The sequence below is a fragment of the Bradyrhizobium sp. SZCCHNS1050 genome (genome assembly GCF_032484785.1).
GTDB lineage: Bacteria > Pseudomonadota > Alphaproteobacteria > Rhizobiales > Xanthobacteraceae > Bradyrhizobium.
In genome coordinates, this window is the sequence record NZ_JAUETR010000002.1 from 673,833 (window position 1) to 698,002 (window position 24,170).

At 66.6% G+C, this 24,170-nt stretch carries 17 protein-coding genes and 2 pseudogenes; 11 read left to right on the top strand and 8 right to left on the bottom strand.

The window, feature by feature from the left end; genetic code table 11:
- The first annotated feature begins 15 nt into the window (after positions 1 to 15).
- Together QX094_RS27495 and QX094_RS27500 are read left to right on the top strand one after the other, a co-directional pair.
- Positions 16 to 1,275 carry an MFS transporter gene (locus QX094_RS27495; protein ID WP_315712162.1) on the top strand — a complete coding sequence of 420 codons (1,260 nt, stop codon included), beginning with the start codon at positions 16 to 18 and terminating at the stop codon, positions 1,273 to 1,275.
- A 124-nt stretch (positions 1,276 to 1,399) separates the two neighbouring features.
- A pseudogene (locus tag QX094_RS27500) lies at positions 1,400 to 1,976 on the top strand (methyl-accepting chemotaxis protein); the annotation flags it as partial.
- A gap of 51 nt (positions 1,977 to 2,027) precedes the next feature.
- On the opposite strand, the gene QX094_RS27505 reads toward QX094_RS27500, so the two are convergent.
- Entirely contained in the window at positions 2,028 to 5,726 is a 3,699-nt protein-coding gene (locus QX094_RS27505) for a DUF3971 domain-containing protein (RefSeq protein WP_316188374.1), read from the bottom strand.
- Between the two features lie 516 nt (positions 5,727 to 6,242).
- On the opposite strand from QX094_RS27505, the gene QX094_RS27510 reads away from it, so the two are divergent.
- A complete protein-coding gene (locus QX094_RS27510; RefSeq protein WP_316184988.1) occupies positions 6,243 to 6,944 on the top strand; it encodes a peroxiredoxin in 702 nt (233 codons plus the stop codon).
- Positions 6,945 to 7,049: 105 nt separating this feature from the next.
- Entirely contained in the window at positions 7,050 to 8,414 is a 1,365-nt protein-coding gene (locus QX094_RS27515; protein WP_316184987.1) for a M23 family metallopeptidase, read from the top strand.
- Positions 8,415 to 8,477: 63 nt separating this feature from the next.
- On the opposite strand, the gene QX094_RS27520 is transcribed toward QX094_RS27515, so the two are convergent.
- From QX094_RS27520 to QX094_RS27530, 3 genes are all read right to left on the bottom strand, one after another.
- The gene (locus QX094_RS27520; RefSeq protein WP_316184985.1) at positions 8,478 to 9,713 is read right to left on the bottom strand and encodes a LysM peptidoglycan-binding domain-containing protein; all 1,236 of its coding nucleotides are present in this window, start codon (positions 9,711 to 9,713) and stop codon (positions 8,478 to 8,480) included.
- Positions 9,714 to 9,878: 165 nt separating this feature from the next.
- Positions 9,879 to 10,052, bottom strand: a complete 174-nt coding sequence (locus tag QX094_RS27525; protein ID WP_316184983.1) for a hypothetical protein — start codon at positions 10,050 to 10,052, stop codon at positions 9,879 to 9,881.
- Between the two features lie 14 nt (positions 10,053 to 10,066).
- On the bottom strand, positions 10,067 to 11,014 hold the full coding sequence (locus tag QX094_RS27530; protein WP_316184981.1) for a LysR family transcriptional regulator: 948 nt from the start codon (positions 11,012 to 11,014) through the stop codon (positions 10,067 to 10,069).
- A gap of 185 nt (positions 11,015 to 11,199) precedes the next feature.
- Here QX094_RS27530 and QX094_RS27535 point away from each other — a divergent pair, with 185 nt between their 5' ends.
- The 5 genes from QX094_RS27535 to QX094_RS27555 all read left to right on the top strand — a co-directional run bounded on the left by QX094_RS27535 (position 11,200) and on the right by QX094_RS27555 (position 18,042).
- On the top strand, positions 11,200 to 12,360 hold the full coding sequence (locus QX094_RS27535; RefSeq protein WP_316184979.1) for an MFS transporter: 1,161 nt from the start codon (positions 11,200 to 11,202) through the stop codon (positions 12,358 to 12,360).
- Between the two features lie 25 nt (positions 12,361 to 12,385).
- Complete coding sequence (locus QX094_RS27540; RefSeq protein WP_315712171.1) at positions 12,386 to 13,855, top strand: carotenoid oxygenase family protein; 1,470 nt, start codon at positions 12,386 to 12,388, stop codon at positions 13,853 to 13,855.
- 114 nt (positions 13,856 to 13,969) lie between these two features.
- Entirely contained in the window at positions 13,970 to 14,629 is a 660-nt protein-coding gene (locus tag QX094_RS27545) for a glutathione S-transferase family protein (protein WP_315751685.1), read from the top strand.
- 35 nt (positions 14,630 to 14,664) lie between these two features.
- Positions 14,665 to 15,099, top strand: a complete 435-nt coding sequence (locus QX094_RS27550; protein WP_315826871.1) for a GlcG/HbpS family heme-binding protein — start codon at positions 14,665 to 14,667, stop codon at positions 15,097 to 15,099.
- 792 nt (positions 15,100 to 15,891) lie between these two features.
- Entirely contained in the window at positions 15,892 to 18,042 is a 2,151-nt protein-coding gene (locus QX094_RS27555; RefSeq protein ID WP_315826870.1) for a methyl-accepting chemotaxis protein, read from the top strand.
- Between the two features lie 12 nt (positions 18,043 to 18,054).
- Here the strand turns inward: QX094_RS27555 and QX094_RS27560 are convergent, their stop codons facing one another.
- Positions 18,055 to 18,609 carry a DUF3124 domain-containing protein gene (locus tag QX094_RS27560; protein ID WP_316184977.1) on the bottom strand — a complete coding sequence of 185 codons (555 nt, stop codon included), beginning with the start codon at positions 18,607 to 18,609 and terminating at the stop codon, positions 18,055 to 18,057.
- A gap of 25 nt (positions 18,610 to 18,634) precedes the next feature.
- On the opposite strand from QX094_RS27560, the gene QX094_RS27565 reads away from it, so the two are divergent.
- Positions 18,635 to 20,362, top strand: coding sequence for a cation:proton antiporter (locus tag QX094_RS27565; protein ID WP_315712180.1), 1,728 nt, complete (start codon positions 18,635 to 18,637; stop codon positions 20,360 to 20,362).
- A gap of 53 nt (positions 20,363 to 20,415) precedes the next feature.
- Positions 20,416 to 21,051, top strand: a complete 636-nt coding sequence (gene upp, locus QX094_RS27570; protein ID WP_315751689.1) for a uracil phosphoribosyltransferase — start codon at positions 20,416 to 20,418, stop codon at positions 21,049 to 21,051.
- 15 nt (positions 21,052 to 21,066) lie between these two features.
- On the opposite strand, the gene QX094_RS27575 is transcribed toward upp, so the two are convergent.
- The 3 genes and pseudogenes from QX094_RS27575 to prfB form a co-directional block, all read right to left on the bottom strand.
- Positions 21,067 to 22,011, bottom strand: a complete 945-nt coding sequence (locus QX094_RS27575) for a DMT family transporter (protein ID WP_410052207.1) — start codon at positions 22,009 to 22,011, stop codon at positions 21,067 to 21,069.
- A gap of 57 nt (positions 22,012 to 22,068) precedes the next feature.
- Positions 22,069 to 22,974, bottom strand: a pseudogene (locus QX094_RS27580) (NAD(P)-dependent oxidoreductase); the annotation flags it as partial.
- Positions 22,953 to 24,087, bottom strand: a protein-coding gene (gene prfB / locus QX094_RS27585; protein ID WP_315712184.1) for a peptide chain release factor 2 whose coding sequence is annotated in 2 segments (ribosomal slippage) — positions 22,953 to 24,017 and positions 24,019 to 24,087 — 1,134 coding nt in all. Because the reading frame shifts where the segments join, the coding sequence is not laid out codon by codon here. The gene prfB and the pseudogene QX094_RS27580, both read right to left, overlap by 22 nt.
- Positions 24,088 to 24,170: the final 83 nt, after the last annotated feature.

A 24,170-nucleotide genomic window follows, 5' to 3' on the forward strand; every position in this document is an offset into this window, starting at 1 on the left:
GCGCTCCCTCAGGGCATGACGATCAGCGCGCCGCAAGAGACTGCGCAAGCCGAGGAAACGCCGACAGCTCCACCACGCGCGCGCATGGCGTTCGTGGTGCTGGGTCTCTGCTTTGCGCTCTCGGTGGTCGGCCGCGGGCTGGGGGAAAGCTTCACCGTCTTTCTCAAGCCGATCTCCGACAGCTTCGGCTGGGACCGTTCCGAGGTCGTCTCGATCTATTCGCTGACGGCGCTCGCCGGCGGCCTCGCCGCACCGCTGATCGGGCGGCTGTTCGATCACTCCGGACCACGCGCCGTCTATGCGCTCGGCCTCCTGCTGCTTGGTTCCGCCTTCACGGCCGCGGCGCACGCGCGGGCGCTGTGGCAGTTCCAGATCAGCATCGGCCTGTGCGTCGGCATCGGCATCGCGCTGATCGGCAACGTCCCCAACTCGATCCTGCTGGGCCGCTGGTTCGGCAAGAAGCTGCCGACCGCGATGGCGGTGATCTATTCCGCCACCGGCGCCGGCGTGCTGATCCTGCTACCGGGCTCGCAACTGCTGATCGACGCGATCGGGTGGCGCAGCACATATCAGGCGTTCGGCGCCGCTACCTTCATCCTGCTGGTGCCGCTGGCGCTGCTGCCCTGGCGGCTGTTTGCCGCCGGCGCGCCCCACATCACCAGGCCCGTCGCCGACGAGTTCGCCGACGATGCCTGGACCTTGTCGCGAGCGCTGCGCCATCACGCCTTCTGGGCGTTGTTCTCGACCTTCTTCTTCACCGCCGTTGGCATGTATGCGATCGCGCCGCAGGTCGTCGCCTATCTGATCGATGCCGGCTTTGCGCCGCTGCAGGCCGCCACCGCCTGGGGCTTCTCGGGCGTGGTGCTGCTGTTTGGCATGCTCGGCGTCTCGGCCCTCGACGGGCTGATCGGCCGGCGGCCGTCGGTGCTGTTCTCCTACGCCGTATCGATCGCAGGAATCCTGATGCTGTGGGCGCTGCAATTCTCGCCGAACATCTTCCTGCTCACCGGCTTCGTCGTCTGCTTCGGCAGCATGATCGGCTCGCGCGGGCCGCTCCTGTCGGCGACCGCGATGAAGATCTTCCGCGGCAGGCGGCTTGGGACCATCTACGGCACGATCACGATCGGCAGCGGGCTCGGATCGGCACTGGGATCATGGAGCGGCGGCGTCATCCACGATCTCACCCACGGCTATGATGCCGTCATTCTGCTCGCGCTCGTGAGCGTCGTCATCGGCATGATCCCGTTCCTGGTCGTTCCGGCCCTTCGCACCTAGTCGGCCCGCGGTCCAAGTACGATGTGCTTGCGCGCTCCGATAGCCGCCCGTCCACATAGTGGACGGCGCACAACAACCACGCGTTCATGATTAGTAAGCAGCTTGATGATAGTTGTTTCGGCAAGGACGCGCCGTCGAAAGCGCGCGCCATACCGACGGGATCGTCCGCGCCCTGGCCGATGGCGCCAAGCAGATCGAGCACGTCGCCGAGCTGATCTCGAGCATCGCGGGCCAGACCAACCTGCTGGCGCTCAACGCCACGATCGAGGCCGCGCACGCCGGCGAAGCCGGGCGCGGCTTTGCCGTGGTCGCGGCGGAGGTGAAGAGTCTGGCCAGCCAGACCGGCACAGGCCACGCAGGAGATCGGCGACCGCATCGCCCGGATCCAGAACGCGACGCGGGAAGCGGTCGGCGCGCTCGACGCCATCACCCTGACCATCGAGGAGGTGTCCGCGATCGCGGCCACGATCGGATCGGCGATCGAGGAACAGGGAACGGCCACCGCGGAGATCGCGCGCAACGTCACCCAGACCGCGCAGGCCACCCGCGAGGTCACCGCCAACATCGGCGGCGTCTCGACGGCGGCCAATGAGACCGGGAGTGCCGGCCACGTGCTGATCGCGGGCGGCAACCTCTCCAAGCAGGCCGAGCAGCTCTCCCGCGAGGTCGACACCTTCCTTGCTGGCCTCAGAGCGGCCTGAACCGCATCGATCGGGTCTGTTGACGTCGCCGAACGCCGGCGGCCGGCAGCGTCAATTGTTCGGCGGCAGCTCCGCCGGCGGGTATGGCTGCTTGCCGGTGTTGAAGTCCATGATCTTGCGCGTCACGCCCGGCAGCATGGCCGAGATCGGGTTGATGCGCACCACAGGCTGGCTTGGCGTGCCCACAACCTCATAGGTCACGCCGAACAGACCTTCATTGCTGCCGCCGAGGAACAGCCCGACGATCGGGATCTGGTTGAACATGTTGTTCAGCCCGTACAGCGGCACGATCGTGCCCGAAGCCCGGACCTGGTTGACGTTGTAGTCGATGCTGCCCTCGATGGTCAGGCCGAGCGTCGGTCCCTTGACGACGCCGTCGCGGATCGAGAGCAGCCCGTTCTGCCGCGTGAACTCCGCGCGCAGCATGGTGAATGCGATGCCTTGCGAGGCGCCCTGTGCTGCGCCGGAGGCGGCGCGATCCAGCGCCTGCTCACCCCTGACGGTGAAGTTGCGAACGATCGCCAGGCCTTCCTTGGGGCTGGAGTCGGCCGTCGGCGGCTCCATCGCCAGTTCCAGCTCGCCGCCAGCCATCTTGGAATAGGTGTCGGCGAAGCGCAGCAGCGCGCCGGCATCGTTGGTTACCAGATAGATCACCTCGCGGCCCTGGCGACGCGCGCGAGGATCAGCGCTCGGCGCCTCGCGGCCGACGCGGATGTCGGCGGTGACGGGCGTGTCGCGGCCGACCTTGCCGGTCAAATTGAAGCTCTTGAAGGCGCCGCCGCGCCTGGAGAACTTGAGGTCGACGCTGCGCAGCGCCTCGCCGTTGAAGCCGGCGACGGCGCCCAACTTGACCTCGGCGTCGAAGTCGAGGTTGGAGCGTGCCTTGTTCTTGTCGGCGTCCTTGTTGGTGCCCGAGATCGCCGACTTCAGGAAGCCGCGGCCGTCGAACACGTCGCCGCGCATCGACAGCTTCAGCACGCCGTCCTGGCCGCGCTCTGCCTTGAGCTGCGTCTTGTCGCCTTCCGACGGCGAATAGGTCGGGAAGTTGGCGTTCATCAGGTCGCCGTTCTGGTCGACTTCCAGCGAGCCCTTGATGGAGACGCCGCCGCCTTCGATGTTGATGTCCTCGAAGCGCGTCGATTGCTGCTTGGCGACGACGTTGAAGGTGGCCTTGCCGGATTTGCCCGGGTTCTTCACCCAGCCCGGCAGCAGGTTGTCGAGCTTGAGCTGGGTCAGATCGGCCTCGACGCCGATGCGGCTGTCGCGATCGGCAGAGCCCGCGATCTTGCCATTGAGCTTGAGCGGCACGTTGCCGGTGATCGCGGTGCCCAGATCCATGCCGAGCCGGGCCCGGCTGGCATCGTCGAGGATCGCCTGCATCTTGATGTCGGCGTCGCCTTCCGTCGGCTTGCGATAGTCGAGCGTGGCCGGCTGGCCGTTGATCTTGACGTCGCCCTTCACCTGATAGCCGGCGGTGTTGGCCACGATCTTGAGCGTGTTGGCCTCGAGCTTCTGGTTCATCACCAGCTTGTCGGCGGCAAAGCCATTGAGATCGGCCGTGACCGCGTAGCTGGTGTCGGCCTTGGTCAGTTCGCCCTTGACCGGCATCGCGAGATTGACGCTGGCCTGGAACGTTCCCTTGGTCTGGTTGGGATCGATCGGCATCGACGACAGATCGTTGAGCCGGTCGGAGGCGAGGATCTCGGCGGCAGCGGCGACCTGCCCTTCGACGCGCATGCGTACCCGCGACGGCGACGGCTTCGGCGCCATGTCCGGTACTTCGAACACGACGTCGGAGAAGTTGAGCTTGCGCCCGGCCGGCGTATCCGCGACGCCCTGCCCGATCGTCACCGTCGCGGTGCGGCCGGTGACATGCGCCTTCACGTCGGCATCGCGCACCGACGGCAAGCCGTCGACCGGATGCACGGTGACATTGGTGGCGACGATGTTGACGTCGAGACCATCGTCGGGAATCGGCGGCCCCTTGCGCGGCAGGTTGCGCGTCGGCGAATTGACGGCGACGTCGATCCGCTGCACCGAGCCGCGCTCGATGCGCTCGATGATCCAGGCCCGCACCTCCGGCACGATCAGCGCCGGCCAGATCCGTTTCATCGCCAGCGCGGGCATCGGCGTCGCCGCGAAGCCGAGCTTCAGCCGCGGCTCGCCGGCATAGTCGACGCTGCCGGTGCCGGCGACGCCGATCTCGCCATTGGAGACCTCCGCCTGCGTCAGCAGCACGCGCTTGCCCTCGGTGTCGAAGCGGAAGTTGATCGAGATGCGGTTGAAGATCAGCGGTGGCTCGTTTTCGATGGCGCCGAGCAGAATGGTGCCGCCGTTGAGACCCAGCCGCCAGTCGTTTGCGGTGTCGTTCGGAGGCTCGAGATTGGCGTTGAGCGTGATGCGGTTGGCGCCCGAGATCACCTTCAACGGCGCGATCAGCACGCGGCGCCCGGCGTCCCATTCCATGCTGATCTCGGCGGAGTCGATCGCCATCGGATAGTCGGGCGTATCGGTGTCGATGATCTTGCCGGCGCCGATGTTGATCTTGCCGCGCAGATAGGTCGGCAGCCCGTCGCGCGCGAGCTCGCCCTTGATCTCGCCGGTCATGGGCAGGTCCGCCATGTAGGTGAGATCCTTGAGCCGCATCGCCAGCAGGATGTTGCTGGTGGAGACCTTGTCGGCCTTGATGTCCACCGTGCGCACGCCGTTGGCCTGGGGCCCGACCAGGATGCGCAGCTGCCACGGCTTGGCGCCCTCTTCGCCGAGGCTCAGCGCCACCCCGCCGCCGGACGGCCGGCGCAGGCTGAGGCTGATGTTCTCGAACGTCCATTTGTTGCCACGCTGCTGGTCGTCGACGATCAGCACGCCGTTCTTCAACCCGATCTCGTTCAGGTTCTGGCCATCGAGCCCGGTGAGGCTGAGGCTGTCGAGCCAGTCCAGGCCGGCAAGCAGGCCGTTCGGCGCAGCGGTCGCGGGCACAGTCGACATGGCCGGCGGTGCTGGCTGCGAGCCGGCCTGCGGTCCCGGTGCGTTGGGCGGTGGCGCGGCCTGTCCCGGTCGCGGGAATGTCGGCGGCAGGCCGGCATCGCGCTTGGAGGCGACGCCCGTTGCCAGCGGCTTGGTGGTCTCCCCCGTCGACACCGTGACGGTGCCGTCCGGGGTGATGCGAATCGCGAGCTCGGCGTCGACCAGCTTGAGGCTCTCGGCACGCAGCTGGCCCATCAGCAGCGCGGCGCCGGACAGCCGCACCTCGGCCTTGGGCGCGCTGGCGACGATGGCGTGATCCTGATCGCGCACGATGATGTCGCGGATCCGGACCGCGATCCTGATCCGGCCGGCACGCTCGATCTGGGTGCCGCCGACCTCGACGGTGTTGCCGTGGCCGATATTGTCCTCGATCGCCGCCGCGAGCCACGGCGTCGCCAGATCGAGGCTGATCGGGCCCGCACCGAGCCGCAGCCACAGGCCGGCGAAGCCGAGCCCGACGAGCAGCATGAGCGATGCCAGCGTGATGACGATCCGCTTGGCCACGCGGCCGCCCGGCAGACGCGGACGCGCCCAGCCGAATCGACCGGTGCTCCCGCCCGAATCGGGCCGCGACAACAGGCGCCGGGCGCGCTGCCCGACCGTCTCGTCGTGCTCGGCGGCAGCCTCATACTGGTCGGCCACATCCCAGTCGGCCTCATCCCACTGCTGGCCCTGGGTGTCCGCTTGCAGATGGGGCCGGTGGGGTGATGTCTGTCTTGCCATTGCCTCTCGGTGCCGGCCCCTCGTGTCCGAAACATTCGTGCCAACCTGGCCTCGGCCAGGTTGGTCGCCGGTGTGGCCCCGCCCGTTCACGCAGCGCGCGTGCTCACTGCCGGCAGGACTCGATGCCCCAAATGATCCCGTCACGCTTCGGCGGGTGCTGTCAACACGCCGCTGGCGCTTCGCCGGCGGCGCGGACGACGCGCGACATCCTCGTCACTATCCCCCGCCGCCGTCAGGTTTGCCCACCTGCTCGCGCCAGCGGACCGGCGCCTCTCCACCGCCGGACGAATTCTGTGGCGGGGACGTCTGATCCGGAGACGGTACGAGAGTCGTCATTGCACTGTGCTCAACTGCGCTGGTGCTCACGCCTGCTGGTAGCCATGATCTTCGCTTCATCGCAAGAGGCGCGATCCCCTGCGCGCCGCGAAGCACGGATTCCAGATCGATCCCGGGACACCGGACAAGAACCGAGATACTTTCATTTTTGAGCCGCCGAAAGCGACGAAAGGAAGGCGTATGTCAAAGGAATCACAAAAGAAATCCTCCAACCCGGCGTCCTACGGGGCGATTGACGGGAACCGGCTCGCCACCGCGGCCAAGAAGGCCACCAAGAAGACGGCCAAACCGGCAGTGGCGAAAGCCGCCAAGACGACCTCTACCAAGACGACCTCCGCAAAGACCGCGACGTCCAAAGCCGCGACCACCAAAACGGGAGCTGCGAAGGCCGGGCCCAGGACGCCAGCGACCACTGGAACGGGCCTCACCGAGGGCGTCAAGGCACCCGCGTTCAAGCTGCCGCGCGATGGCGGCGGAACCGTTTCGCTGGCCGACTACAGCGGCCAGAAGCTCGTGCTGTTCTTCTATCCCAAGGCCAATACGCCCGGTTGCACCAAGGAGGCGATCGACTTCACCCGCCTGTCGAAGGACTTCGCGGCCGCCGGCGCCGCAGTGCTCGGCGTCTCCGCCGATTCGGTCAAGGCGCAGGACAATTTCCGCGACAAGCACGATCTCGCCGTGCCCCTGATCTCGGACGAGACACATGAGATGCTGGGGGCCTACGGCGCCTGGGGCGAGAAGTCGCTCTATGGCCGCAAGTTTCTCGGCATCATCCGAAGCACCGTCTTGATCGGCGCCGACGGCCGCGTCGCCAAAGTGTGGCGCAACGTCAAGGTCGACGGCCATGCCGACGCGGTGCTCGCGGCGGCGCGCGCGCTCTGAGAATGCGCCTGACGGCGTTGGCGGAAAATTAACCATGCAGGGGTCAAATCGCTCCCGTAAATGACGCCGCTGGAACGACGATCTCCGGCCGGCGCGGGAGTGCCGATGTCGTATCGTTCCGGCCATCACGCCGAATATCCCCAGCACCATTCTCATGACCGTGGGCACGCCCATCACCATCGGCGCGCCCCCGTCAGCCATCCGGCGCCGGTCGCGGCCGCGTCGCAGAGCGACTACACGCTGGTGCATGCCGGCAAGCAGGTGCGCATCGGCCCGGTGGTATTCTGGATCGTGGTCGGCACCGTCAGCCTGCTCGGGCTGTGGTCGGCGGCGACCGCGACCTATTTCGCGTTTCGCGACGACGTGCTGACGCGGCTGATCGCGCGCCAGGCCGAGATGCAATACGCCTATGAGGACCGCATCGCCGAGCTACGCGCCAAGGTCGATCGCGCCACCAGCCGGCAATTGCTCGACCAGGAGCAGTTCGACCAGAAGCTCGACCAGATCCTGAAGCGCCAGAGCGCGCTTGAAGGCCGCGCCACCGCGCTCGGCAGCATGCCCGACATCACCGGCTCGATCCGCGCCCCGGCGCGCGCGCCTGTCGCGATCGAGCCGCCGTCGGCGCCAGCCACGCCCAAGCCGTCGCCGATCAGCGACACCGTGATCTTCACCGCGCCGCCGGACCGCGAGGCCCGGCTCGAATCGCGCAGCCCCGTGATGGCCAACGCGCAGCCGAACCCATCGACCAAGCTCGCCGGCGTCGACAACGTGCTGACGCGGTTGACGCGCTCGCTCGACCAGGTCGAGGCCCGGCAGATCGCGATGCTGTCCTCGGCCGAGGAGACGCTGGAATCGAAGCTCCGCCGGATGCGCGGCGTCATCACCGATCTCGGCCTCGACATGGGTCAGCTCGAAGCGGCGGCACCGAAGGGCGGCATGGGCGGCCCGTACGTGCCGGTCAAGCTCGGCGCCGAATCCGGTCCGTTCGAGCGCCAGCTCTACCGCATCAGCATCACCCGCGCCCAGGTCGAGAAGATGAATCGCACGCTGTCGCTGGTGCCCTATCGCAAGCCGGTGATCGGCGAGGTCGAGTTCACCTCCGGCTTCGGCGTGCGCTCCGATCCGTTTCTCGGCCGACCAGCCATGCACACCGGCCTCGACTTCCGCGCCGCCACCGGCGATCCGGTCCGCGTCACCGCCAACGGCAAGGTGGTCAACGCCGGCTGGGCCGGCGGCTACGGCCGCATGGTCGAGGTTGATCACGGCAACGGCCTCTCCACCCGCTACGGCCATCTCTCCGAGATCAACGTCAAGATCGGCCAGCATGTGAAGATCGGCGACATCATCGGCGAGGTCGGCTCGACCGGCCGCTCGACCGGCCCGCATCTGCACTACGAGACCCGCATCGACGGCGAAGCCGTCGACCCGCAGAAATTCCTGCGCGCCGGCGTCCGGCTGAGCGCGGGCTAGGTCAGTCAGCTCACATCAAGTTGGTGCGGTGCAGCGCCCCGCGGGTGCGCTCCGGAGCCGGACCTATCGCTTGGCCGGGAGCATGAAGACCTGCCCCGGATAGATCAGATCGGGACTTCGGATCTGCTCCCGGTTTGCCTTGTAGATGACCGCGTAGCGCGTGCCGCCCCCGAGCAGGCGGCGGCTGATGTGCCACAAGCTATCGCCGCGGGCGACCGTGACCGTCGTCATCTTCGGCTCGCCTCTGGCAGCGGGCACGATCGCCTCACGCGGGTTGCCTGCAGCCGCGACCAGCGTGGACTGAGCGGCCGCGCGTGCCTTGGCCGTCTCGGCCCCCGCAACAACCGAGGACAGCGATGCAGTCGTCGCGTCGTCGGGCAGGCTCAACGGGACCTCGGCGCGCGCCTGGACGGAGCCGGATGCCGGATCGACCTCGTCGAGCCTGATCCGGTCTTTGCCCGCCCGGCTGACGTCCTTGCCGATCGCGATGCTGAGACGTCCGTCGGCACCCGCCACCGTCGATGAGATCAGGCGATCGTTCAAATAAAGCCTCACCGTCGCGCCCGGACGCGCCCGGCCGTTGACGCGCAGGACGCCATTCGTCTCGTGATCCACCGCGTCCACCGCCAGCGCCTGCGGGATCGCGCCGGCCGGCTTCGACAGAACGCGCGTCGGCTCATCCGGCGACAGCAGAGCCACCGTGGCCTGCTGCCGCCCGGCCTCGACGTTCACCGCCACGCTCTGCTTCGACGTCACCTCGTGTCCGTCGGCGAGCTTCGATCGCAGGGTCAGATCGTAGGTTCCGGCAGGGAGACGGGGCGGCACCATGGCGAACTGTCCGGCCCGGTCGGCAACGACGCGGTCATGAACCTCGCCGTTGCGCAGCAGCTCCACGGTGGCGCCGGGCGCCGCGCGCCCGGCGACGACGGCGTCGCCCGAAGGAGCGACGTTGACGACATCGAACGCCGGACCATCGCTTTCGGCGCCCGACTGTGGAACCAGCGGGCCCAGCGCGTCGGCAAGACCACTCGCCTGCTGCTGCATCGTCGCAAGCGGGCTCGCGCCGCGACCATGGTCCGCGGCGGACGGCGCTTGCTCGGCGGTCGGAACCGATGCGGACTGGCCCGGCGCTTCGGCCGCCGGGATTGCCGCTCCGCTCGCGGCCGTTCTGTCCCGCCCGATGATCGGGACGTCACGGACCAGGGCGGGATCGAACACGACGACCAGCGCTGCCGCCGGGACAACGAGGGCCGCGACCCCAAGAATGATCCGGATCACCGGCTTGCCGCTCATGATCATGCCTCGGTCCGTTGCTGGTCGCGTCGATCGCGCGTGTGTCGAGCCATACCATCCGGTCCGGCGAAACACCAATTGCAGCCGGGCGGGCACGACACCGGACAATTCCGGGATACCGGCCGCCGAGGCCGCCCATGGCTGGCCCGGCCGCGCCCGGACCCGACCGGCTCACGCCGCGCCGAGCGCATCGACAAAGCGCGACAAATCTTCCCACAACTCGCCCGGCTCCTCGAGGCCGATGCTGAGCCGCACCAGCACATCCTTGAGCGCCTTGCGCAAGGCCAGATCCCTCACCGTGATCGCGCCGAGCAGCAGGTCGGAATGGTCGCCGACCGCGGGCACGAGACAACATCCGGTCATTTGCGCGACGCGCGTGCCCTGCTCCGGCCTTCGGACGCAATCTGCGCCGCGCATTCGGCGAACACCTGGCGCAGGAATTTGTGGCTGGAGTCCTGATCCCTGAACGAGGGCCAGATCATGGACTCGTTCAGGCGCGGAATCTCGAACGGGAAGCCGACGAACTTCACGGGATAATGCAGCGCCAGATCCTGCGCGAGCAGCCGATGCAGTGTCGCGATCCGGTCCGTCCCGCACAACATCCTGGGCAGCAGGCAGTAGGAATCGACCGTACAGGCAATCTTTCGCGGCCGGCCGGCGCGCGGGAAGAACAATTCCTCGAACGAGAAGGTGCCGGCTTCGCCGAGGCGGACGTTGACGTGATCGGCCGCGAAATAATCGTCCTCGGACAGCTTGCCACGCCGCAACGGCCGCTCCCGGCACATCATGCAGACATGATCGTCCGACAGCAGATGCGTCTGCGGATGCGCTATCCGTGATGCATACTGCTCGGGCAATATCAGCAGGTCGATGTCGCCGAGCCCGAACACCTGCTCGACATGCTTGGGCAGATGCGCGATCTCGAGCTGGAATCCGGTCGCGCGCTGCGCGAGCGCGATCGCCACTCGCGACACCAGCACATAGGTCGCGTAGTCGGATGCACAGATCCGGAACGTGCGGCTGATCGTCGAGGGATCGAAGTCCGGCCTCGTGCTGATCGCGGCGCGCGCACGAACGAGCGTGTCCTTGACCGGCTCGACCAGCGCCTGGGCGAGCGGCGTCAGCTCGAACTGCCGTCCGACCTGGGTCAACAACTCGTCCTCGAAGAACTCGCGCAGACGCGCCAGCGCGGCGCTGGTCGCGGATTGACCGAGCCGGAGGCGATCCGCAGCCCGCGTGACGTTGCGCTCGTCGAGCAGCGCGTCGAGCGCCACCAGCAGATTGAGATCGAACCTGTCCAGCCGCATCGCAGCGCGCTCCCTTCCCCTGGACTTGTCACTTGGTATCGATCGTATCGATGACGATGCGCAATTCAATCGATTTTGCCGGATCACGGGTTCGACCTAGCGTGTGCTCGGACCAGCGTCGGCAGAGGGCGCGAAAGCCCGGGCCAAGGGGCCCCCGCGACTGGTCCGTTCACGGGGAGGGAAACATGAGCCGATCGAGCTCGGGTGGAGTCGTGCTCGCCACGTGCCACGTGGCCGGCATGCTGGACCTGGTGGCGCTGCCGGTCTGGGTCGGAACGTTCATCGAATTCTACGGTCTGTCGCCGGCGCAGGCGGGTGCGACCGTCACCAGCTTCCTGGCGGGCATCGTGCTCGCGAGCCTGGTGACCGCGCGATCGTTCACGCGGCTCGACGCGCGCAGCATCGTGGTCGGCGGCTTCATCGTGGCCGCTGCGGCGTTCGGCTATCTCGCCGGCAGGCCGCCAGAGCTGGTGCCATTCTGGGTTCTGCCGATCATCCACGCCATCGCGGGCCTCGCAGCCGGTGCCGCCTTGTCGATGACGCACGGCACGATGGGCCGTACCGACAATCCGCACCGCCTGTTCGGCCTCGCCAATGTCGCGCTCGCCGTCTTCAGCGTCGCCTTCTTCGCCACCGTGCCGGCCCTGATCCATGCGATCAGCCCGCGCCTGCTGTTCGCGGTGTTCGCAGCCAGCATGGCGGTCGCGGCGCTCCTGGCCTCTCTCGGCTTCCCGCGCTCCGTCGCCGCCGCCGAGACCGGCGGTGAGATGCTGCACGCGATGCCCGGCCGAGCCTGGCTGATCATCGCCGTCGTGATCTGCCTCGCCTTCAACCAGTCGCTCGTTTTCTCCTTCCTGGAGCGCATCGGCCGTCACAAGGGGCTGTCGCAGGACGACGTCACCAAGGTGCTGATCGCCGTCGGCTTCATCAACCTGCTTCCCGGCGCGCTGGCGGCGGCCCTGCAACGACGCCTGTCGCCGATCGCGATCGGCATTGCCGGCCCGCTGCTGCAGGCCATGCTGGCTTTCGTGATCGTCAATGCCCAGGGCTTCTCGACCTACGCGGCCTTTGCGATCCCCTACGTCTCGATCGTGATCTTCACCCACACGTTCCTGTTCGGACTGCTGTCGCAGATCGACCCGAGCCGGCGCGCAGTCGCGGCGACACCGGCGATGATGATGATCGGATCGGCCGCGGGACCCGCCGTCGCCGGCGCGATCGTGGAGAGCCTGGGCTACGGCGGCCTGAGCTACGTGGCCGGAACGATATCCACGCTCGCCGTCGTCCTGATGCTGACCTTCAAGGCACGCACCGCCGCATCACCGGCCATGCTGCGCTCCGCCTGAGCCCCCTGCCCCCAAGGAGAGTCCCATGAACAAGCACGTCACGCAGCACAACGGCCTGGAGTTTCCGCAGGATATCGTGTTCTCCGGCTATGCCGCTCCGGTACGGATCGAGGGCGAGGTGCACGACCTCGAGGTGATCGGCCGCATTCCGGCGGGGCTGGAAGGCGTCTACTACCGCAACAGCGCCGACCACACCTACCCGCCCCTGCTGGGCAAGGACATCTTCCTCAACGGCGACGGCATGGTGCACATGGTCCGCATCCAGAACGGTCATGCCGATCTGGCGATGCGCTACGTCCGCACCCGCAAGTTCCTGATCGAGCGGCAGGCGCGCAAGGCGCTGTTCGGCGCCTATCGCAATCCGTTCACCGATTCACCCGAGGTGGCGGGCGAGGATGCCAACACCGCCAACACCTCGGTGATGTGGCACCATGGCAAGCTCTATGCCCTGAAGGAATCCGGCCGCCCCTACGAGCTCGATCCGGTCACGCTGGAGACCCGTGGCGAGACCGATTTCGGCGGCCAGCTCCGGAGCCGCACCTTCACCGCCCATCCCAAGATGGACCCGCTCACCGGCGAGTGCATCGCGTTCGCCTATAATTGCGAGGGCACGGCCAGCAATGACATCGAGCTCTACACCATCGCGCCGGACGGCGAGTTCACCCGCACCGAGCGCTTTACCGCGCCCTACTGCTCGATGGTCCACGACTTCCTGGTATCACGCAACTACATCGCCTTCGTGATCTGCCCGATGGTCTGCGACTGGGATCGCGTCAGGAAGGGCGAGCCCTATTGGCATTGGGACAGCCACAGGCAGACCCATGTCGCCGTGATCCCGCGCTGGCAGGGCGTGGCCGGCATCCGCTGGTTCACCGCGCCGAAGCTCGCGATGCAGACCCACACCTTCAACGCCTGGGAGCACGGCAGCCGCCTGGTGCTCGACCAGTTCGTCACGGAGTCCGGCTGGCTCAGCCAGTTCCCGGACATCCGCGATCCCGAGGCCAAGGAGCTGCCGCCCTTCGGCGAACGTTGGACGATCGATCTGTCGAGTGCATCTGGCGCCATCGACATCTCGCGCTTCATCGGACACATCGGCGAGATGCCGGTCATCGACCAGCGCTTCGCGATGGCCCGCGTCCGGCACTTCTGGTTCGGCACCAACAATCCCAAGCTCGGCCCGATGCTGCCCTTCGGCCCCAAGGGACCGCCCTTCACCTGCCTCGGACATTTCGACGAGGAGACAGGCAAGCTCGACTTCTACTACGCCGGCCCCGAGAGCTCGCCCGAGGAGCCATGCTTCGTTCCCCGCAGCGCGCACGCAGCCGAGGGCGACGGCTGGCTGCTCAGCATCGTCGGACGGCGGGCGGAGAACCGCACCGATCTCGTCATCCTCGACGCACGCAATCTGTCGGCCGGCCCCATTGCGACAATCCGCTTCCCGTGCCGGGTGCACGAGGGTTTCCACGGCATCTGGGTGCACGCCGACGTCCTTTAACGCATCCGGCCACCGGAGGCGCCAGCCGCGGATCCGCCAGCGCCTCGCGCTGAACGACAAACACTCCAATGACAAAGAGCCTCGCAGCAGGCCTGTCACAACCGGGGAAACACCATGATACGTCTGTACGGCTCGATGCACTCGCGCGCGCATCGCTGCGCCTGGATGCTGAAGGAGCTCGCGCTCGACTTCGAGCACGTTCCGACCGGCTTCACCGACGGCAGCACCCACACGCCGGACTTCCTGAAGATCAATCCCAACGGACGCGTGCCCGCGTTCGTCTCCGACGAGATCCGCCTGTTCGAGTCGCTCGCGATCAACCTTCATTTGGCGCGCCGCTACCGCAGCGACCTTTCTCCGGCCACCCTGGAAGAAGACGCGCTCGTCACCCAGTGGAGCTTCTGGGTCGTGACCGAGATCGAGAAGCCCCTGCTTCTCGCCGCAGCCAATCGCGTCCTGTTCGATGCCGACAAGCGCGATGCCGACGAGCTCGGGATCGCGCTCACCAAGCTCGGCCGTCCGCTGGCGGTCCTCGATCGGCATCTCACCGAGAGGCCCTATCTCGTCAGCGGCCGCTTCACCGTGGCCGACCTGAATGTCGCCGCCGTCATGACGCTGGCCCGGCTCGGCACGCTCGACATGTCACCATGGCCCCATGTCGACCGCTGGCTCGATCGCTGCCTGGAACGGCCGGCCGCTGCGGACTGGAAGACGATCAGTTTCCGCGTTCCGCGGCCCGAGAACCCTCTCGGCATCCTCGCGATGTTCGTCTGAGGCACTATCGCAGATTGAATGAGGAACCGCACATCATGCTGATGCTCGCCGACGCAGTGATCATCATCGACGCCGCGCTGCGCGAAGCGCGTGCGAAGAACCTCGCGCCGCTCGCGGTCGCCGTGCTCGATCCAGGCGGACACCTGATCGCCTATCAGCGCGAGGACGGCGCCGGCATCGTCCGCTTCGACATCGCCTTCGGCAAGGCCTTCGGCTCGCTCGGCATGGGCTTCGGATCACGCGAGCTGAGCCGTCGCGCCGGCAACATGCCGACATTCTTCACGATGCTATCAGCCACGACCGGCGGCCGCCTCGTCGCCTCGCCCGGCGGCGTCCTGGTGCTCGGACCGGACAGGCAGGTGCTCGGCGCCGTCGGCATCTCCGGCGATCTCGGCGACAATGACGAAGCCTGCGCGATCGCCGGCATCGCCGCGGCGGGCTTTCGAACGGAAGAGCCGCCCGGCGCGTGAACCGGTGAAGAACGGCCAAGCGGACCGCCGAAACGGTCCACGCGGCTGATCATCGCTTGGCCGGGAGCACGAAGACGTGGCCGGCCCCACCGCGGGCGGGTGCCCATCATTCGGCTGAAGGGGAGGACCACGCCCGGCAGCAACTCCCTCATCCGAATTCTCAAACGCGATTTTGTTATTTCTTTTTTCCAGAAATCATGTATGATCCCCCCATCCTGCCCTCTCTGCGAGGGGCGTACGCGTCGTCACGGACGTTGGGGCGGGATGCGGTGGACGCGGGCTGCGATGCACGACGGGCATGGCGGTCGCGGACGATGAAGTCGCGTGGTCCTGGCGCCCCGATGCTGGCGCCAAGTTCGTGCCGGTGCAGATGCGCTGGCGCGGATGACGGGGGCAAGAAAGCCGGTCCCCGGGGAGATCGCGTATAAGTTGTTAAAACCATCGCGCAGGGAATGCCGGTTACGGCTTTGCCTGTGGTACCTGCCGCCTGCATTCTTCTCGCAGGCGGGCCATGGGTGAGGCCTTCACCCGGCATTCCCTGCACCCTCGCGTCGAGGGGGCGCTGCCGAAAACCCCGGGTGCACCGCGCCGCGGGAGCTCTTTCTGCACGCTGAATCACATACTTGCGCGCGAGAGCGAGCATTCCATACAAATTGCAACCTTTATGAGCAGTGCGTAGTCGTACGGTGCCTAGGTTTTACGCAACTTTTAAGGAGTCGGCGCCTTCTAGGCGGTGATCTGAAACTCTGCATCCAGTGTCCGCATGCAGGTGGGACAATTTGGAGTCATACCGTGCGCAAAAATCTGCCTGTCACCCACAACGAATACCCGATCACCGACGAGACGCTGATCGTCTCGCGCACCGATCTGAAGGGCAAGCTGACCTACTTCAACGACCAGTTCGTCGATGCCGCCGGCTTCACCCCCGACGAGCTGATGGGCCAGCCGCACAACATCATCCGCCACCCCGACATGCCGGAGGCCGCATTCGCCAATCTCTGGGACACGCTGAAGCAAGGCAAGCCGTGGGCCGGCGCCGTCAAGAACCGCCGCAAGAACGGTGACTTCTACTGGGTACTGGCGAGCGCATCCCCCATCCGCGAGAACGGCCGGATCACGGGCTACACCTCCATCCGCACCAAGCTGCCGGCCGAGCAGCGCGCCGAGGCCGAGAAGGTCTACGGGCTGTTGAATCAGAACAAGGCGCAGGGCTACGCGATCAGCGCGGGCGTCATCCGCCGCCGCTCGGTGTTCGACCGCCTGTCGCTCTTCACGGGTACGCTCAGGGCGCGCCTGACGACCTTGGCCGCGGTGCTGGGCGTGTTCATGCTGATCATCGGCGCGGCCGGCCTGCTGTCGACCCGCTCCACCAACGTCGCCATGAAGTCGCTGTACGAGGATCGCACGATCCCGCTGGCGCAATTGCTCGAGATCAACGATCGCACCTTGCAGAACATGTCGTCGCAACAGTCTGCGGCGGCGAACGGCAAGGCCGGAAAACCGATCGACGGCATCAGGGCGCTGGTGGACGGAAACAGCGCCAGGATCACCAAGGTCTGGGCCGACTACATGGCGAGCTACCTGACGCCGGAGGAGAAGATCGTCGCCGATGCCTTCGCGATCAAGCGCAAGGCCTATCTGGAGGAAGGCATCAGGCCGGGATTGGCTCTGCTCGAGCAGGGCAAGTTCGACGAGGCGAGCCAGCATATCGCCACCAAGGGGCATGATCTGTTCGAGGCCGCCAAGCACGAGCTCGACAAGCTCGTTCAGATCCAGGTGAAGGAAGGCAAGGCGCTCTACGAGGAGGCCGAGAGACAATATCTGGTGGTGCTCGCGATCATTTCTGTGATGATCCTGGCCGGTATCGGAATCGGCGCTACGTTCAGCCTGCAGAGCATCCGCGCGGTGCTGCGGCCGCTCAAGGTGCTCAACGACGCCATGCAGAACATCACCGCCGGCAAGCTCGACAACCGCATTCCGGTGGAGCGCGACGACGAGCTCGGCGAGGCGCTGCGCAACCTGCAGACCGTGCAGGCGATCGTCCGTTTCAACAGCGAGGAAGTGAAGGCCGTGCAGCACTCGGCCGAGGTCAAGCGCAAGGCCGGAATGAACAAGCTCGCCAGCGAATTCGAAAGCGCGATCGGCGGCATCGTGCAGACGGTGTCCTCGGCCTCGTCGCAGCTCGAGACGTCCGCCGGCACGCTGACCTCGACCGCGACGCGCTCGCAGGAGCTCGCCACCACCGTGGCCGCCGCGTCCGAGCAGGCCGCGACGAACGTGCAGTCGGTCGCCTCGGCCACCGAGGAACTGACCTCGTCGGTGACCGAGATCAGCCGCCAGGTGCAGGAATCGGCGCGCATCGCCAACGGCGCCGTCGATCAGGCGCGCACCACCAACGACCGCGTCAACGAGCTCTCGAAGGCAGCCGCGAGGATCGGCGACGTGGTCGAGCTGATCAACACCATCGCCGGCCAGACCAACCTGCTGGCGCTGAACGCCACCATCGAGGCGGCGCGCGCCGGCGATGCCGGCCGCGGCTTCGCCGTGGTCGCGTCCGAGGTCAAGGCGCTCGCCGAGCAGACCTCGAAGGCCACCGGTGAGATCGCCCAGCAGATCTCGGGCATCCAGGCAGCGACACAGGAATCGGTGTCGGCGATCCGCGAGATCAGCACGACGATCGAGCGGCTGTCGGAAATCTCCTCGACCATCGCCGCCGCCGTCGAGCAGCAGGGCGCGGCGACGCAGGAGATCTCGCGCAACATCCAGGAAGCGTCGCGCGGCACCACCGAGGTCAACACCAACATCGTCGACGTCCAGCGCGGCGCCTCGCAGACCGGCTCTGCTTCGGGCAACGTGCTGTCGGCGGCGCAGTCGCTGTCGCGGGAGAGCGACCGGCTGCGGCAGGAGGTCGACCGATTCCTCGGCAACGTGCGGGCGGCCTGAGCCGCCCCGCGCTCACCGCCCGGTCAGCCGGATCGGGCGGCCCTGACTGATGAAGGCGTAATAGCCGGCGCCGATGCCGCCGACCATCAGCGCCTCGACGACGGGCTCGGCGATCTCACCGGTCGCGGCCCAGTCGATGACGAAATTGGCGCCGGTGCCGCCGCGGGTGTCCTTGATGGGCACGAAGACCTCGACGGTCGCGAACGGCCTCAAGGCGACGGGCTCGCGCAGATGCGCCTCCACCAGCGTGCCGGCCGTATCGTAATAGTTGATGCGCCGGACGATCAGCGGCCGCTGCTCGGAGGCGTTGTGGATGCTCAGCGTCACCGAGAAATCGGCCTGGACCCGGCCCGGGGTCATCGCAACGCTGGAATAGACGGGGACATAGACGGCGCCCGTGACCGTGACCGGCTCCGCCGGAACTGGCGTCAGCGAGCTCGCGAAAGCGGTGGTCACGTCGTCGGCGGCCTGCGCCGCGCCGGCCGCAACAGCTGCGATGAGCAGCAGCGCGAATGCGCCGGTCCGGATGTGACAGATTGCGGGTTTCCTTGCGCGGCGGCGCGACATAAATTGCCGCCTTGGGGGTTGCTTCATGCATGAACTGATCGGCGACATCACGCTCTGCATCCTGTTTGCGTGGGTGCTTGGACTGGCGGCACATAGATGGCGCCAGCCCTCGATTCTCGCTTATCTGGTCGCGGGCTTCGCCATTGGCCCCTTCGGCACCGGCTGGGTCAAGTCCCAGGAGTCGATTTCGGTGATCTCCGAGCTCGGCCTGATCTTCATGCTGTTCATGATCGGGCTCGAGATCGACCTCAAGAAGATCATCCGTGCCGGCCCGGTGATTCTGATCGCCGGTGGGGTCCAACTGCTCGGGGGTGCCGCGCTCGGCATCCTGTTCTTCGTCGCGATCGGCATGCGGATGGGCGCCGAGAGCTACGACGCACTCTATCTCTGCGTCGCCTGCGCGCTGTCCTCGACCGTCATCATCGTCAAGGTGCTGTACGAGAAGCGCGAGCTCGACACCCTGCCCGGCCGCATCACGCTCGGCGTGCTCGTGCTGCAGGACGTGTTCGCCATCCTGTTCCTGGCGGTGCAGCCGAGCCTCGACGACCTCCATGTCAGCGTGATCCTGCTGTCGTTCGCCCGCGCCGGCACACTGGTCGCGATCGCCCTGCTCCTCAGCCGCTACGTCTTGCCGCCGGTGTTCCATCGCATCGCGCGTACTCCGGAGCTGATCCTGCTCGGCGCGCTGGCCTGGTGCTTCCTGATCGGCGAGATCGCTGAAAGGCTGCACCTGTCGCGCGAGATGGGCTCGCTGGTCGCGGGCGTCTCGCTGTCGACCTTCCCCTACGCGCTCGACGTCACCGCCAAGGTCACGACGTTGCGCGATTTCTTCATCACGCTGTTCTTCGTCGCGCTCGGCATGACGATCCCGATCCCGACGATGTCCGTGGTGGGGCTGGCGCTCGTGATCGCGCTGTTCACGGTGGCGAGCCGGCTGCTCACGACGTTCACGCCGCTCTACATGATGCGGCAGGGCCTGCGTGCCAGCCTGCTGCCGGCGCTCAACCTCGCCCAGATCAGCGAATTCTCGCTGGTGGTGATCCAGACCGGCGCCGCCGCCGGGCACCTCAAGAACGGCACGTCGAGCGCAGCGTCCTTTGCTTTCGTGCTGCTCGCCGTGCTCTCGACCTTCGTCATCGTACGCTCCGATCCGATCGCGCGGCGAAGTATCCCGCTGCTCAAGCGGATCGGTCTGCGCGACCTCGATGCAAGCAAGGATGGCGAGGCCGGACATGAGGGCGGACACGGCGCCGGACGGCCGATCGTTCTCCTCGGATTCTTCCGCACGGCAAGCGCGCTGCTCAGCGAGATCGAGCGCAACGAGCCAGCGCTGCTGGAGCAGATCGGCGTGGTCGATTTCAACCCCGTCGTCTTCCGAACCTTGTCCGATCGCGGCATCCAGGTGACCTATGGCGACATCAGCAACGTCGACACGCTGATTCATGCGGGGGTGGGCCAGGCCGAGCTGATCATCCTGAGCATCCCGGATTCGCTGCTCAAGGGTGCCAATAACGAAAAGCTGGTGCGCCATGTCCGCAGCATCAATGCAACGGCCAAGATCATCGCGACCGCCGACCTGCTCGCCGACGTCAACGACCTCTACGCTGCCGGCGCCGACTACGTGACCGTGCCGCGGCTCAGCGATGCGCAGGTGCTGCTCAACCTGATCCAGGACGTCAGCGCCGGGCTCCTCTCCGAGCGCCGCAGCCAGGCGGAGACGATGCTCGCCGACCGCCGCGAGGTGCTGCCATGAGCCTGGCACGCATCCATCTCCCACAGAACCTGCGATCCTGCTGGACTTGAATCATGGCAAACACGAGCGTTCACGTCGTCGATCACCCGCTGGTCCAGCACAAGCTCTCCTTGATGCGCGAGCGTGACCGCTCGACCAAGGGCTTCCGTGAGCTGTTGAACGAGATCGGCATGCTGCTAGCCTACGAGGTCACGCGCGACCTGCCGCTCGAGCTGGTCGACATCGAAACGCCGATCGCGCCGATGAAGGCGCCGAAGATCGCCGGCAAGAAGCTGACGCTTGCGCCAATCCTGCGCGCCGGCGTCGGCTTCCTCGACGGCATGCTGGCGCTGATGCCGTCCGCGCGCATCGCCCATATCGGACTCTACCGCGATCCCAACACGCTGCAGGCCATCGAGTACTACTTCAAGGCGCCGCAGGACCTGAGCGACCGCACGGTGATCCTGATGGACCCGATGCTCGCGACCGGCAACTCCGCCTGCGCGGCTGCCGAGCTGCTCAAGACGCGCGGCGCCCGCGACATCCGTTTCGTCTGCCTGCTGGCGGCACCGGAAGGCATCGCCAAGTTCGAGAAGGAGCATCCGGACATCCCGATCTGGACCGCGGCGATCGACGAGAAGCTGAATGACCACGCCTACATCGTGCCCGGTCTGGGCGACGCCGGCGATCGGATGTTCGGCACGAAGTGATGGTGCGCGTGCAGTTCAGCAGGACGGTCGCGGTGAAGGGCGAATGACGCTGAAGATGCGACCGTCGATCACCAGCAGCGCACTCCCGATCACCAGCGCGCCGCTGATCTCTCCCAACGAGATGCTTTCGCCGAGCACCAGCGACCCGAGCAGGATTGTCGTCAACGGGATCAACAACGTCACCAGCATCACGTTGGTCGCCCCGGAGCGGCGCAGGATTTGGAAGAACACGATATAGGCGAACGCCGTCGACAGCGCCGCAAGGCTTATGACCGCGACCCAGGTCTGCAGTCCGGGAAGCGGGAGACGCCAGGGCTGGTCGACGAAAGCGGCGATGGCCAGCATCATCACGCTGGAAGCCGAGAGCTGGAAGGTGGCGGTTGCAAGCGGCGGCGAATGGGCGAGATGGCGGCGCACCAGCAGCGCGGCGATGCCGTAGCTGAGCGACGCGCCAAGACCGAACAGAATGCCGTAGCCGCCTGCCGAGCCGTCGAGCCCCGGTCCGCCCCGCAGCATCACGACCCCGACGAGGCCGACGACCAGACCCGCTGCCCGCCGGGCCGACAGCCTTTCCTCTCCCGCGGCGGCCATCACCACGATTGTGAACAGCGGCGTCGTCGCATTGAGGACGGCAGCAAGGCCGGAGGTGATGAACGTCTGGCCGATCACGATCAGGCAGAATGGCACGACATTGTTGAACAGCGCCACGGCGAGGAACGGCAGCCAGCCGACAACCCCCTTGGGAAAGCCGAGCCCGCGCAGTCGCGCCACCGGCAGCAGAATCGCCGCCGCCAGCACGATGCGCAGCAGCACCAGCGTCAGCGGGGGCAGTTCCTTCAAGGCGAGGCCGTTGAAGATGAACGATCCGCTCCACAGCAAAGAGAGCAGGCCGAGCAGCGACCAGTCCCGCGCGTCCATGCTATCGTTCTGGGATGTCATCGCCGCAAACCGCTGTTTCATCTGCGCGAGCCTTGCAGGCGAAGACTCGCGCCGTCCACCCGCTTTCCGGTGGTGTGCCTACGGCATGGATCTCGGCCGCGACACCAGCTCGATCATGCGGCCTTCGTCCTCATCCGGCATCGCCGCCTTCGCCCGCGCATAAGCATCGACGGCCGCCTGGGCCATGATGGGACGCTCTCCAAGCAGCTGCTCGGCGAGTTGCAGCGCATAGGCTGCATCCTTGTGACGGAGCGCCGCGGTGAAGCTTGCATCGGCGAAGTTGCGCGCGATCATGCGCGGCGCGTGGCGCAGAACCTGGGGGCTCGCCGCGACGCCGCTCTGGATCGCCTCCAGCACGAGCTTCATGTCGAGGCCGGCCTGCTCGGCGATTGCGAGCCCCTCCGCAAGACCTGCGATCTGCATCGCACCAAGCAGGTTGTTGATCAGCTTGTAGACTGTCCCGGCGCCCACGGGCCCGAAATGGCGAATGGTCGAGCCGATCGGCGCCAGATAAGGCCGGGCGCGGTCGAGATCGGCGACGTCGGCGCCGACCAGCAAGGTCAGTTTGCCGCTTGCGGCCGCGTCGGGCAGCCCGGTCACCGGACAGTCGAGATAGGTCACGCCGCGCGCGTCCAGCTCGCGCGACAGGCGCAGCGCATGGTCGCGCGATACGGTCGAGCATTCGATCGCGATCGTGCCGACCCGCATGGTGGCCGCGGCGCCATCCGGCCCGAGCCAAACCGCGCGCGAGGCGTCGTCATCAGCCACCATCGTAACGACCGCATCGGCATCGATTGCCGCATCAGCTGGCGAGGTCGACCAGCGCGCACCGCGCGCGATCAGATCCTTCGCCTTCGCCCGGCTGCGATTCCAGACCGCCACGGAATAGCCTGCGTCGAGATAACGGCCGGCCATACCATGGCCCATGCGCCCGAGCCCGATGAAGGCAACGCGCGCCACGCTCAATCGACGTCCTCGATCGCAGCGCCTGGCGTCGTGCCGAACGCGCGCTGCGCCAGCGTCGCCGCCATGAACTCGTCGAGATCGCCGTCGAGCACGCCGGCGGTGTCGGACGTCTGCACGCCCGTGCGCAGATCCTTCACCATCTGATACGGCTGCAGCACGTAGGAGCGGATCTGGTGGCCCCAACCGATCTCGGTCTTGGCCGCCTGGTCGGCCGCAGCTTTCTCCTCGCGCTTCTTCAGCTCGATCTCATAGAGGCGTGCGCGCAGCATGTCCCAGGCCTGGGCGCGATTCTTGTGCTGTGACCGGCCAGCCTGACAGACCACGGCAACGCCGGTTGGGATGTGCGTCAGCCGGACCGCCGATTCGGTCTTGTTGACGTGCTGGCCGCCGGCGCCACCGGACCGCATGGTGTCGACGCGGACATCGGACTCCTTGATGTCGATCTTGATGCTGTCGTCGATGACCGGGAAGATCTGCACCGAAGAGAACGAGGTGTGGCGGCGTGCATTCGAATCGAACGGAGAGATTCGGACCAAGCGATGCACGCCGGCTTCAGTCTTCAGCCAACCATAGGCATTATGCCCGGAGATCTGGATGGTCGCCGACTTGATGCCGGCCTCTTCGCCCAACGATTCTTCGAGATACTCGATCTTGAAACCGTGCTTCTCGGCCCATCGGGCGTACATGCGCAGCAGCATCTGCGCCCAGTCCTGGCTCTCGGTGCCGCCGGCACCGGCGTGGACCTCGAGATAGGTGTCGAACTTGTCGGCCTCGCCGGACAGGAGCGCCTCGAGCTCGCGCCGCGCGACCTCCTTCTTCAGCTCCTTCAGCGCATTCTCGGCTTCAGTGACGACACCGGGATCGTTCTCGGCCTCGCCAAGCTCGATCATCTCGATATTGTCGCTGAGCTCACGTTCGACCTTGCCAATGCCGGTGAGCGAATCCTCCAGCGAGGTCCGCTCCTGCATCAGCCGCTGAGCTTTTTGGGGGTCGTTCCAGAGATTGGGGTCTTCGGCGAGCTTGTTCAGCTCGGCCAGCCTTGCCGTCGATGTCTCGACGTCAAAGATGCCTCCTCAGCAGCCCGACCGACTGCTTGATCTCTTCTACGATTTTCTCGATTTCCGCGCGCATGTCGCTCTCTTCAGGCCACGGCTTGAAGCGCCGCAGCATCGTCTCTCACAGGGGATGTAACGGCGCTCGGCGCAAAGCGCAAT